Source organism: uncultured Oribacterium sp., from assembly GCF_902481605.1.
GTDB classification, from domain to species: Bacteria; Bacillota; Clostridia; order Lachnospirales; family Lachnospiraceae; genus Oribacterium; species Oribacterium sinus.
This window is the reverse complement of sequence record NZ_CABSXI010000002.1, coordinates 71,366-83,872: the sequence shown is the minus strand read 5'-3', so window position 1 is coordinate 83,872 and position 12,507 is coordinate 71,366. Positions and strand designations below refer to the sequence as shown.

At 45.3% G+C, this 12,507-nt stretch carries 9 protein-coding genes; 7 read left to right on the top strand and 2 right to left on the bottom strand.

The features are described from left to right. Positions 1–202: 202 nt before the first annotated feature. Together secG and trmB are read right to left on the bottom strand one after the other, a co-directional pair. Complete coding sequence (gene secG, locus RDQ32_RS01055; protein WP_007156701.1) at positions 203–430, bottom strand: preprotein translocase subunit SecG; 228 nt, start codon at positions 428–430, stop codon at positions 203–205. A 112-nt stretch (positions 431–542) separates the two neighbouring features. Continuing rightward, on the bottom strand, positions 543–1,196 hold the full coding sequence (gene trmB / locus RDQ32_RS01050) for a tRNA (guanosine(46)-N7)-methyltransferase TrmB (RefSeq protein WP_007156700.1): 654 nt from the start codon (positions 1,194–1,196) through the stop codon (positions 543–545). Between the two features lie 493 nt (positions 1,197–1,689). Here trmB and RDQ32_RS01045 point away from each other — a divergent pair, with 493 nt between their 5' ends. The 7 genes from RDQ32_RS01045 (at position 1,690) to RDQ32_RS01015 (ending at position 12,506) form a co-directional block, all read left to right on the top strand. Beyond that, a complete protein-coding gene (locus RDQ32_RS01045) occupies positions 1,690–3,315 on the top strand; it encodes a peptidoglycan-binding protein (RefSeq protein ID WP_183681362.1) in 1,626 nt (541 codons plus the stop codon). 812 nt (positions 3,316–4,127) lie between these two features. Next, positions 4,128–5,051, top strand: coding sequence for a sugar phosphate nucleotidyltransferase (locus RDQ32_RS01040; protein WP_308578794.1), 924 nt, complete (start codon positions 4,128–4,130; stop codon positions 5,049–5,051). A 111-nt stretch (positions 5,052–5,162) separates the two neighbouring features. After that, the gene (locus RDQ32_RS01035) at positions 5,163–6,629 is read left to right on the top strand and encodes a DUF5711 family protein (RefSeq protein ID WP_308578793.1); all 1,467 of its coding nucleotides are present in this window, start codon (positions 5,163–5,165) and stop codon (positions 6,627–6,629) included. Between the two features lie 75 nt (positions 6,630–6,704). Next, on the top strand, positions 6,705–7,658 hold the full coding sequence (locus RDQ32_RS01030) for an ROK family glucokinase (protein WP_007156694.1): 954 nt from the start codon (positions 6,705–6,707) through the stop codon (positions 7,656–7,658). Between the two features lie 99 nt (positions 7,659–7,757). After that, the gene (locus RDQ32_RS01025; RefSeq protein ID WP_308578792.1) at positions 7,758–10,121 is read left to right on the top strand and encodes an endonuclease MutS2; all 2,364 of its coding nucleotides are present in this window, start codon (positions 7,758–7,760) and stop codon (positions 10,119–10,121) included. 119 nt (positions 10,122–10,240) lie between these two features. Next, on the top strand, positions 10,241–10,975 hold the full coding sequence (locus RDQ32_RS01020) for a response regulator transcription factor (protein ID WP_308578791.1): 735 nt from the start codon (positions 10,241–10,243) through the stop codon (positions 10,973–10,975). A gap of 121 nt (positions 10,976–11,096) precedes the next feature. Next, on the top strand, positions 11,097–12,506 hold the full coding sequence (locus tag RDQ32_RS01015; protein ID WP_308578790.1) for a HAMP domain-containing sensor histidine kinase: 1,410 nt from the start codon (positions 11,097–11,099) through the stop codon (positions 12,504–12,506). The last annotated feature ends 1 nt before the right edge of the window (position 12,507 follow it).

Below are 12,507 nucleotides of genomic sequence, written 5' to 3'. Positions count from 1 at the left end.
CTTTTAAATCTTTTAAATCTTTTAAATCTTTTAAATCTTTTAAATCTTTTAAATCTTTTAAATCCTTGAAGGCTCAACGAGTTTTCCGGTGAACTCTTTGAACGCTCATTTTCTTAGCCGTTCTATTTTTCTGTATGGATTATCTTTGGATATGAGAAAAAGCCTGCATAAAATGCAGGCTTACCATACAGAGGAAATAATCTTACCAAATAATGTCCAGCACCAATGCCACAGCAAAAAAGGCAAAAGCCGCAAACTTGGTAAACTTCTCTAAGTTCCCTTCAACGGAACGACCTCTATTCTTCTGCCAATAGCTGTCTGTTGTACCGGAGAGAGCGCCTAAGCCCTGACTCTTTCCTTCCTGCATCAGAATAATGGCAGACAATGCTAAGCCCAGCAATACAAATACAATAACCAAAAAAATCTTCATGGAAAACCATTCCTTTCAAATTTACATACCGACTGAGTATAGCATGATAGGGATAGGCGAGGCAAGTATTTTTTATGGAAAAACAGTGCTGAGACTTTATGGAAAAAACTCACTAAGGCTTAGCTATAAACTTACAAATCGGATTTCCTTTGGAAGAGAACTTTTCTTCATATTCGGTCATCACATTTCCCTCATTCAGGACAGGATCATGGTGTAAATCTCTTGTATTTGCCAGAATCTGCCAATGACATTCCTCCAAGCTTTCCAAGGAATAGCTAAATAGGTCTTGATTATCGGTCTTCATTTCCAGGAAGGCGTCTTTTGCCAGAATTTCTTTGTAAATCTTTAAAAAGACAGGACTGCTAAGTCTTCGATTTGCCTGCCTTTTTTTGGGCCAGGGATCGGAGAAATTCAGGTAGATTTTTCCGATTTCCTCAGGAGCAAAGACATCTGCCAAAAGTCTGGCATCTATACTGATGTAGAATAGATTTGTGAGAGTAAGCTCAGGCTCCTGTTTTTTCCTCCTTTGAATCGCTTTCAGTAAAACGCTGTCGTAGCGCTCAATTCCGATATAGTTAATCTCCGGATTTCTTTTGGCCATTTCAAAGATAAACTGTCCCTTGCCCATACCGATTTCGATGTGCAAAGGATTGGTATTTCCAAAGAGCTTTTCGGAAAAAGCTCCCTTGTATTGTTCCGGATTTGATAAAACATAGTGAGAATTTGCCACAAAATCTTCGGAACCGGGGATATGACGTAAACGCATAGGTACTCCTTTATAGATGGTTTTGGATTAGAAGAGTGGAATTACGTAGTAATTTAGTAAAGAGCTGTATAATTAAGAAAAACATCTTGCGGAGAAATTGGTATGGATTGCTAAGCTTTTAGCATCACCTGGAAAGAATGCTTGCATTCTTTCCGTATTGCGTAGGACAAGGCGGTGCAGTCGGAAATGCTTGCATTCCCGCCTGCGCCACCTTTGTCCTACACAAAAATGTGCGGAGCACATTTGGTGATGCTTAGCAAAGAGGTAAACAAATACTATATATTTCTATTTACCGTAGAGTTTCTTTAAATTCAAAAACTCTTAAATCTATCCCCTTACCTTTTTCTTTCATTTCCTTGATTTTTACTGTTTTTTTATACCTTACCGGCTCTCCTCCTAATCAAAATTAAGATTTTCTTTATAGGATAGGAACAGTGCCTATGGTATCATAGAACAGCGTTTTCATCTATAGAAATAAGAGGTACAAAAATATATGCAAGATCATATACGGAATTCAAAATTATTCCATAGAGGACTTTCTCTTGTCTTAGTAGCCGGTCTATTAGGGCTTACTGCTTGTGAGAAGAAGCTTGGTGCTGAGGAGCAGGCTGCTTCTTCTTCGGATATTGTCCTGACAACGGAAGCGGAGTCGGAAGGTGTGATGGCTATTGCGGCTCTCGGCTTAAATGCCAATGTTCTTCCCTCTATTGAAGGAGTTACCATTGACGGGCAGGCAGAGGACTTAGCACCTGTTAATCTTACCGTAGGTGTAATTAATTCTGTTGTTAAGGATTTGCAACAAAGATTGATGAACCTTGGTTATATGGAGGAGGATGAACCGACTACCTATTACGGAGATGCCACCTCCAAGGCCGTGCAGTATTTCCAAAGACAGACAGGACGGAAAATGGACGGTATTACCGGCGTAGACACCTGGGATGCTCTGATGTCGGAATCCGCCCCCCATTATGCGGCAAAGCTTGGTTTTCAGGGAGACGATATCACCAAGATTCAGTACCGTTTGTATAACCTGGGATATCTTACGGAAAGCGGTCAGATTAACGGAACCTTTGATCAGGATACGGAAACTGCGGTAAAGAAATTGCAGGAAGTTAATAAACTGACGATAGACGGAACAGTGGGCCAGACCACTTACAATCTTCTATACTCCGACGAAGTAAAGGCCAATATTATTGCTCTCGGAGAACAGAGCGAGATAGTAAAAAAATATCAGAATCGTCTGATTGCATTGGGATATCTTTCCGGAGAGGCAGATGGAAATTTTGGACTTAGTACGCAGAATGCTATTCGTGCCTTCCAGTCCAGAAATGACCAGGTAGTGGACGGCTACCTCGGCCCGGATACCAGAAGTCTTATGGACTCTGAAAATGCCAAGCCCTTCGGTATGCGTCTTGGTGAACAAAGTGATGATGTAAAGAATATGCAAAACCTTTTGGTAAAATACGGCTATCTTTCTCAGGATAAGGCCTCCGGCTATTTTGGAGAGCTGACAAAAGATGCAGTTATTGCCTTCCAGTCTGTGAATGGTTTAGGAACGGACGGAACCGCAGGAGCCAAAACATTGCAGCTTCTTCAGTCCGGTACAGCCAAGTCCAAACCAAAGCCCAAAGCAAAGGCTAATACACCAAGCCGTGGCAATAGAGGCGGTGCAGCCGGAGGAAATTCCGCTCCGGCAGGAAGAGGAGATACCGGCTCAGGCGGAAGTGTTTCTTCCGGTGTGGGAGGCGCAACAGTTTCCGGTTCTGCAGGATCTTTGATTTCCATTGCATCCTCCAAAATCGGTTCTCCCTATGTATGGGGAGCTAAGGGTCCGAATTCCTTCGACTGTTCCGGTTTTGTATACTGGTGTTTGAACCAGGCCGGCGTGGGAACTTCCTATATGACCTCCTCCGGTTGGAGAAATCCGGGACGATTTAAGAAAGTAAGTATGGGAGAATTACAGGCAGGAGATATTGTGGTGGTACGAGGACACGTAGGAATTTATGCCGGAGGAGGCTCTGTTATTGATGCATCATCCTCCAATGGCCGCGTGGTGCACAGAAGCTTATCCGGCTGGTGGGCCAATAACTTTATAACCGCATGGAGAATCTTCAGCTAACAGCAGAAGAAGACTGAGCAAGTGAAGAACTGTAAAAAACCAATAAAGAAAGTAAAAGATGCAGTATAGGTCTGAAATAAGAGGTATCTGGGCTGGTGAGCCGACCAAGTGAAGGACTATAAAACTCAATTAAAGCAGCGATAGATGCAGTGTGGATCTGAAATAAGGGGTAATCTGAGCCCCTTGATACTAACGGCGAGCTGACCAAGTGAAGGACTATAAAACTCAATAAAAGCAGCGATAGATGCAGTGTGGGTCTGAAATAAAGGGTAATCTGAGCCCCTTGATACTAACGGCGAGCTGACCAAGTGAAGGACTACAAAAATCAATAAACGAAGCGAAAGATGCAGTACAGGTCTGTAATAAGGGCAATCTGAGCCCGTCAGTACTTACTGAAAGCGAGCAAAGCGAAGCTTGAGGTTAGTACTGCTACGAAGGCGAGGTTAGCGGGAGCGTGCCCAAATTACAGACCTGTACTGCATCGGAGCGAGTTTTCTTGATTATTTATAGTCCATCGCTACGAGGCGAGGTTAGCGAGAGCGTGCCCCCGTTTCAGACCTATACTGCATCAGAGCGTATTTTCTACATTGCTTACAGTCCATCACTACGAAGGGCGAACATAGCGAGAGCGTGCCCCGATTTCAGACCCACACTGCGTCAGAGCATGCTTTCTTCATTGTTTACAGAAATCCGTTAGAAAGACTGGACGAAACGGCATTTTTCCCTTATCTTTAAAGGATAGAAAAAGAGATAGCAAAAGGATAGTCAGTACATTCCTTTTTTATACAATAGCCACCCGAAGGGAGAGACTTATGGGAAAGAAAACAACGTTGGTAATCATGGCTGCGGGATTGGGCTCCCGTTATGGTGCGGGCATTAAGCAGTTAGCCAAAATCGGTCCCCATGGAGAGATTATCATGGATTATTCCGTGCATGATGCCCTGGAAGCAGGCTTTGAGAAACTGGTTTTTGTGATTCGAAAGGATATTGAGGAGGACTTCCGGGAAATAATCGGGAAGAGAATTGAAAAAATTGCGGATGTAGATTATGTTTTTCAGGAAATTACAGCACTGCCTGAAGGATTTTCCGTGCCGGAGGGGCGTACAAAGCCCTGGGGAACAGCTCACGCATTAATGCAGTGCAGAAAGCAGGTGCAGGGGCCCTTTGGGGTGATTAACGCGGATGATTTCTATGGAAAAGAGGGCTTCCGCCTAATCAATGATTTCTTACAGGCGGATAGAGCGGATTCCGGGATGATGGAAATGTGTATGGCAGGATATCATTTGGTGAATACCCTTTCCAAGTACGGCTCTGTAAATCGTGGAATCTGTCAGGTTAGCGGGGATGGCTACCTTCAATCCATTTCCGAAACCTACAATATTGAGCGGAAGGAAGACGGCATTTTGCGAGGAGAAAATCAACAGAAGGAAGTTGTGGAGCTGCAGGAGGATGCCATTGCTTCCATGAACATGTTTGGACTTCCGGAGCATTTTCTGGATGTACTGATTGAAAAATTCCCTTCCTGGCTGGAGAAATACGGTAAGGAAGTGAAGTCTGAATATCTGTTGCCCAGAGAGGTGGATTGCCTGATGAAGGAAGGAAAGGCCAGAGTAAAGGTTTTAGAGGATCATGACCGTTGGTTCGGTGTGACCTATCAGGAAGACCGTGCATTGGCGGAAGAAGCTCTACGGGAATGTATCGCAAAGGGCTTATATCCGGAACAATTATATCGCTAGGGGAGTATATTCGGAGCAGTTGTATCGCAAAAAGGATACGTCCCCAAGTTATATTGCTAAAGGAATGTATCCGGAGCAGTGATACCGTTAAGTTAAGATAGGGAGTAGGCTTTGGCGGATCGGGAAAGAGAATCAAGAAAAAGGAAATTAAAGCAAAGGGTCATCATCGGAAGTAAGGCGGAAGAAGGTCTTGAAGAAGAGCTGCAGGAAGAAGGGAGAAGGGCAGAAGACAATCCGTTTTCTTTAACGGCGAAAAACTTTTGGCTTCCTTTTTTGTTGATTCTTTTCTTTCTTTTTGCGGTAGGCTTTTTCTTTTATGGAAGAAGACGTTTTGGACAAAAAGAACTTCTATGGAAGGACAGTCTGGAAGAAAGTAAGGGCGTAGAGGAGGAATACAGCTATTTTCCTTACCGGGATGGCGTAATCAAACTCAGTAAGGACGGGGCGAAGTATGTTTCTTCCCAAGGAAAGGTGCTTTGGGATCAGGCCTTTGAAATGGGACGAGCTCTGGTTTCGGTTTCCGGAGACTATGCGGTAATCGGTGAGCAGGGCGGTACCAGGCTGTATATTTTTTCTGCCCAGGGTCTTAGCGGGCAGGGGGAAGCGCCCAGTACCATAGAAAAATTACGGATTTCCGAAAAAGGTGTGGTTTATGCGCTTTTGTCGGAGGATCAGGGAACCTATATCACGGTATTTTCCAAGGAGGGCAAAAATCTGGACATCGGCATCAAGTCGGTGATGTCAGGGGACGGTTATCCTATGGATTTGTCCGTATCTCCGGATGGGACGGAGCTCTGTGTAGCATTTGCCCATTTGGAACAGACCACTGTGAAATCCAGAGTGGTTTACTATAATTTTTCTTCCTTAGGGAAAAATGCCGGTGCTGACCGAGTGGTAGGGGGCTTTACCGATGATTTTTCCGGCGGCATTGTGGGAAGAGTACAGTTTTTTACTGATGAGGAATCCTTTGCGGCCTATGATGGGGGGTTGGCTTTCTTCTCCACGAAAGTCAGAACCAGTCCGGAGCTGAAGAAGAAGGTGGAAATTCCGGAAACGATTCGGATGATTTCCTATGATAAAAACTATCTTGCAGTCCTTACGGATCAAAGAGGCGAGCCTCAGGAGGATGGAGGAAAGTCCGGAGGCAAAGAGGGTACAAAGGGCGGCAATACTAAAGAACCTAAGACAAAGAAACAAAGTCCTGTAGCAAGCGGAAGTACCCTTACAGAAAGCAAAGAGAATGCCGGTAAAGAAAAGCCAAAGACGAAAAGCTCCTCCGGAAGGAAAAAGAAAAAGCAGGAAAAACCCTATAGACTTTTGATTTTCCGAAAGACCGGAGAGAAAATTCTGGATAAACCCATAGACTTTATGGGCAACAACATGGAGTTAAGTCAGGACAAGGTGATTCTCTATCAGGAGAAATATTTTAAAGTTTATGATTTTCAGGGCAGACTGCGTTATAATGGGGAGACCGAAGAAGGTTTGCAATACATTCGTTCTTTGTCAAAAATTCAGTTCGGGGGAACGGATTTATTCTTGGCATATCGAAACAGGGAAGAGGCTATTCGGATAAAATAGAAAAAGCTTCAGCCCTGTGCTTTTAGAAGCATTCAGAAGAGTAAGCTGTGTAGCTAGCTACAGAGGAGGGATAAGATGAATCAATATTGCGTAGGCATTGATGTAGGGGGAACTTCCGTAAAATGCGGTATCTTTACCTATAACGGCGTACTGTTGGACAAATGGGAGGTGCTCACCAGAAAGGCGGAGCAGGGAAAGTATATTCTTCCGGATGTGGCTGAGGAGTTAAAGAAGCATTTGGCGGAGAAAACCATTGCTTATGAAGATGTGGCAGGAATCGGCATCGGTGTGCCCGGACCTGTAGAGCCGGACGGACATGTGCCTGTTGCGGTAAATTTAGGATGGAAAGACATTTACCCGGCAAAAATCATGAGAGAGCTGATGGGCGGAAAGATTCCCTGTGCAGTAGGAAATGATGCCAATGTGGCGGCCCTTGGAGAGCTTTGGCAGGGAGGAGGAAGAGGTTTCTCCGATATGCTGATGGTAACTTTGGGAACCGGCGTAGGTGGCGGTTTGATTCTACATGGCAAAATTGTTACCGGCGCTCATGGTGCAGGAGCGGAAATCGGACATATCCATGTGCGGGATGTGGAGGGAGAACGTTGTGCCTGCGGCGGCATGGGTTGTCTGGAGCAGGTGGCTTCCGCTACCGGAATAGTGAAGGAGGCAGAGCGTTTTCTTCGGATGTTCAGAGATCCTTCTTCTCTTCGTATCTATGGAAAAGCCCTTACCGCAAAGATTGTTTGTGAAGCGGCTAAAGAGGGAGACATTCTGGCCAGCACAAGTTTAGAATGCAGTATGCGTTATCTGGGAATTGTTTTGGCACAGGTTTCCATGATTGCGGATCCGGAGGTTTTCGTTATCGGTGGGGGCGTTTCTCGAGCAGGAGACTTCCTCTTACAGATTATTAAGAAGCATTACGAGGAGCACACACCGATTTTAAACAAAAAGGCGGAGCTGATGCTGGCTAAGCTTGGAAATGATGCAGGAATTTACGGTTGTGCAAAGCTGATGCTGGATAAGGAATAGTTTTCTCTATAAATAGGTATAAAATAGAAATGCTTTGAATGGATATCGTCTAGCGGAAGTAAATCCGGACAAGTTCGTCCAAGAGTAGAAAGGGATAGAATGAACCAAAAGGTCTTAAAGACATTGGAGTTTTACAAAATCATAGACCGATTAGTGGAGGAGGCAGACTCTTCTTTGGGTAAGGAGAAGTTGAAGGCCTTAGAGCCTTCTTCTTCCTTTTTAGAGGTGGAGCAGAGTCTTTCGGAAACAGAGGCGGCACAGGACCGCATTCGTTTAGGGGGAGGAATTTCCTTTCGGGGAATCAAAGAAATCCGCCCCTATTTTTCCCGTTTAGCCTTATCCACAGCCCTTTCCATTCCGGAGCTATATGATATTATCCTGATTTTAGAAAAGACCAAAAAAGCAAAGGATCAGGGAGAAGAGAGGGGAGATGCTTTACAGGAGTATTTTCAGGCTTTAGCCCCCTTGGATGATATTCGAAGAGAGCTGCAACGTTGTATTCTTTCCGAAGAGGAGCTGGCAGATGATGCCAGTCCGGAGCTTTCCCAGCTGCGCAGGAAGGAAAAGGGTTTAGAGGAAAAAATCAACCAGGAATTAAATCGAATTTTACAGCATAACCGTTCTATGTTGCAGGACCCGGTGATAACCCTTCGAAACGGGAGGCATGTGTTCCCTGTTAAGGCGGAGTATAAGAATGCTTTCCGGGGAATTGTTCATGATGAAAGTAGCTCAGGAGCTACTCTTTTTATGGAGCCCTTCTCCATTGTTCAGCTGGAAAATGATATGCGGGAACTTTTGTCTTTAGAGAAAAAGGAAGTGGAGAAGATTCTTTTACAACTCTCCCTTTCTTTAGCGCCCTTTACCGAGGAACTGGGGGAAAATGTAAAGATTTTAAGTCATTTGGACTTTGTTTTTGCCAAGGCAAAACTTGCCAATAAGATGGATGGGGTAAAGCCTATCTTGAATCAGGAGCGAAAGACGGTGCTTTTGGATGCCCGTCACCCTCTGATCCCCAAAGACAAAGTGGTGCCCATCAGCATTCGCCTGGGGGATGACTTCAGCCTTTTGGTGATTACCGGCCCCAACACGGGAGGTAAGACGGTTTGCTTAAAGACCCTGGGACTGTTCCAGCTCATGGGGCAGGCTGGACTCTTTATTCCGGCCTTCCAGGGCTCCAGCATTACGGTGTATCGTGAGATTTATGCGGATATCGGAGATGAGCAAAGCATTGAGCAAAGCCTTTCCACCTTCTCCTCCCACATGACCAATACGGTGCGGATTTTACAGGGGGCAAGGGAAGACTGCCTCTGCCTTTTTGATGAACTTGGGGCGGGAACGGATCCTACAGAGGGAGCTGCATTGGCTTTGGCTATCTTGGATCACCTCTTCCAAAAAGGGATTCGGACTCTGGCCACCACCCACTATGCGGAGGTAAAGCTTTACGCCCTTTCTACAGAGGGAGTGGAAAATGCCGCCTGCGCCTTCGATGTGGAAAGCCTGCGCCCCACCTATCATTTGCTGATCGGTGTACCCGGAAAGTCCAACGCCTTTGCCATTGCGGAGAAGCTTGGTCTTCAAAAGGATATCATTGCTTCTGCAAAGAATCGCTTGGGAGAGGAAGACCTGCATTTTGAAGATGTGATTGCGGATTTGGAAAATACCAAGCGTCTTGCCCAGAGGGAAAAGGAAGAAATCGAGCGGTACAAGGCAGAGGTGGAGAGCCTAAAGCAGCGTGCCAGAGAATCCACCAAAGGCATCGAAAAAGGAAGAGAGAAAATCCTGCAAAGAGCCAGAGAAGAGGCAGCCCAGATTTTACGGGAGGCCAAGGAAACCGCCGACCAGGTGGTAAAGGAATTACGGCGGCAGGAGGCAGGAAAGAGCAGTGCCTTAGAGGGAGAAAAGACCAGAACCAAGCTGCACCAAAAGATACGGGAAAATGACGAGGCCCTGTCCTCTACTATGGTAAAGGGACCCTCTCAGACCATTTCCTTAAAGAAGCTTGCCATCGGAGACAAGGTAAGGGTTTTGAGCATGCACGATATGGTGGCAACGGTTACCACTCTTCCGGATAAAAACGGAATGTTCACTGTCACTGCCGGAATGCTACGCACCAAGGTGTCTGCCAAGGATGTGGAATTTATCCAGCATAAGGAAAAGGAAAAGCCGGAGAAGAATCAGGGGAAAGTCGCTTCCATTGGAAGAGGAAAGGTGCTTGGCATCTCTCCGGAAATTAATTTAATCGGAAAAATGACGGCGGATGCCTTACCGGAATTAAATAAATATTTGGATGACGCCTTTTTGGCCAGACTGCCTCAGGTACGAATCGTTCATGGAAGAGGTACCGGAGCTCTTCGAAAGATGGTACAGGAATGCTTGAAAAAGAATAAACATATCGAGTCCTTCCGTTTAGGAGAGTATGGGGAAGGCTCTGACGGTGTCAGCATTGCTTTCTTTAAGAAATAAAAAGCCGGTGAAAGAAGAAAAAGCAGGAGCTGCTTAAGTTCCTATAAAGATTGAAGAAAAGAGCAGGTCTGGAAAATTTTAGAATATTGAATATTGGAAGATAGTAGAAAGGAGGAAGCATGGCGGAGAAACAAAAAATCTTGATTGTGGATGATGACAGCTCCATTGCAGAGCTGGTTTCCCTATATCTGGAAAAGGAGTGCTACGATACCCGAATCTGTGAAGACGGGGAAGAAGCCTTGAAAAGTTTGGAAAAAGAGCCGGTGGCACTGATTATTTTGGACCTGATGCTTCCGGGAATTGATGGCTACGAGGTTTGCAGAAGGATACGTACAAGCTCCAATGTGCCCATTATCATGCTTTCCGCAAAGGGAGAGACCTTTGATAAGGTGCTGGGCTTAGAGCTTGGAGCGGACGACTATATGCTAAAGCCCTTTGATACCAAGGAGCTGGTAGCCAGAGTGAAGGCGGTTTTACGAAGAAGCCAGCATGTCTTTTCGCCACCTTTGGAGGAAGAAAAGGAAAAGGAAGGGGGAGAAGACCTTTTACGAAAGGGCAAATACATCGCCTATGAAGACTTGGTAATTAACCTAAGTAATTATGCGGTGCATTATAAAGGAAAGGCTATTGATATGCCCCCAAAAGAACTGGAGCTTTTGTATTTCTTAGCCAGCTCCCCCAACCAGGTTTTTACCAGAGAGCAGCTCTTGGATCACATTTGGGGCTATGAGTTTGCCGGGGATTCCCGGACAGTAGATGTGCATATCAAGAGGCTTCGGGAGAAGCTTCCCCAGGTGGAAGAGTGGGAGATTTCCACGGTTTGGGGCATCGGCTACAAGTTCAGATTAGGATAAAGACCGTAAAACATAGCTTAGACAGGGATGGATATTACAGGAATCGTAGGGTAAGCTTAGGCCGGGATGGATATTGCAGGAATAAGTTTAGGTCGGATAGATAGAATAAGCAGGAGGGAATTTGGGAAAACGATTATTTATCAAATTTATCATCACCTACCTGCTGTTTTTTCTCTTTGGCTTTCTTTTCCTTTATTTTTACGGAGAAAAGGCTATCGGGCAGAATCTATACCAAAGAGAGGGACAGGAGCTTTATAGTGAGGCTACCAGGCTTGCCAACTTCTATTCCAAAGAGGAAAACGGAGCCCTTTCTCTGGATAGACTCAGTAAGGAGATGGAAGGTAACATTCATAGAAGTAACGTGGAATGGACCTTGGTGGATAAGGACGGGAAAATTCTGCAGCATAAGGGGAAGGACAATCTGAGCGGAAAGACTGTGAGTGATTTTGATCCTACGGAAAACGGTGGAAAAATTGCTTTCCGAGGCAATCTTCATGGTTTACTGCCTGAGGAGCATATCTTGGCCCAGGCTCCCATTCAGAGAAATTACCAAAATCTTGCCTACCTGATTTTACATAAATCCGTAGCGGGAATAGAGCAGGAAAAAGCAATGCTGTTCAGCATTTTCTATAGAGGCTTTCTGGCTGTGGCAGTCCTGTCTCTTTCTATCTTTTTCGTTTTTTACTTCTGGGTTTATCAGCCCCTGGGGAAAATTACGGCAGGGGCGGTACACTATGCGGCAGGAGAATATTTGTATCGGATTTCCGTCGGTGGAGGGGATGAAATGTCCTACCTTGCGGATACTCTGAATTTCATGGCGGAGGAAATCCAAAAATCCGATGACTACCAAAGGCAGTTTATTGCCAATGTTTCCCACGACTTCCGCTCTCCCCTAACCTCCATAAAGGGCTATTTGGAGGCTATGTTGGATGGAACCATCCCCAAGGAGGCGGAGGAAAAATATTTGCTTCGACTGATTTCCGAGACGGAGCGCCTGAGTAAACTGACCCAGTCCATGCTGAGCTTAAACAAGCTGGATCAGGGAAGCTCTTTAAACCGAAGCAATTTTGATTTAAACCGGATGATTCGAGAAGTTTGTGCCAGCTTTGAAATGCAGTGTCAGAAGAAAAAGCTGGGATTTTCTCTGGTGTTTGCAGAGAAAAAACAGATGGTCAATGGGGATTATCCTAAGATTCAGCAGGTCTTTTACAATCTTTTGGACAATGCGGTAAAATTCTCCAAGGAGGATTCGGAGATTCAGATTCGGACGGAGCAAAAAGGCACGAAGGTGCTGGTGGGCATTAAGGACCAGGGCATCGGAATACCCAAGAAGGATTTGGGGAAGATTTGGGAACGTTTTTATAAGACGGATATTTCCAGAGGAAAGGATAAAGCCGGTACCGGCCTGGGACTGGCCATTGTAAAAAGTATTATCACTGCCCACGGGGAAAACATTGACTGTGTTTCCACGGAAGGAGTGGGGACGGAATTCAGTTTTTCACTTCCCGCAATGGAACGGGTGGAAGAGTAAG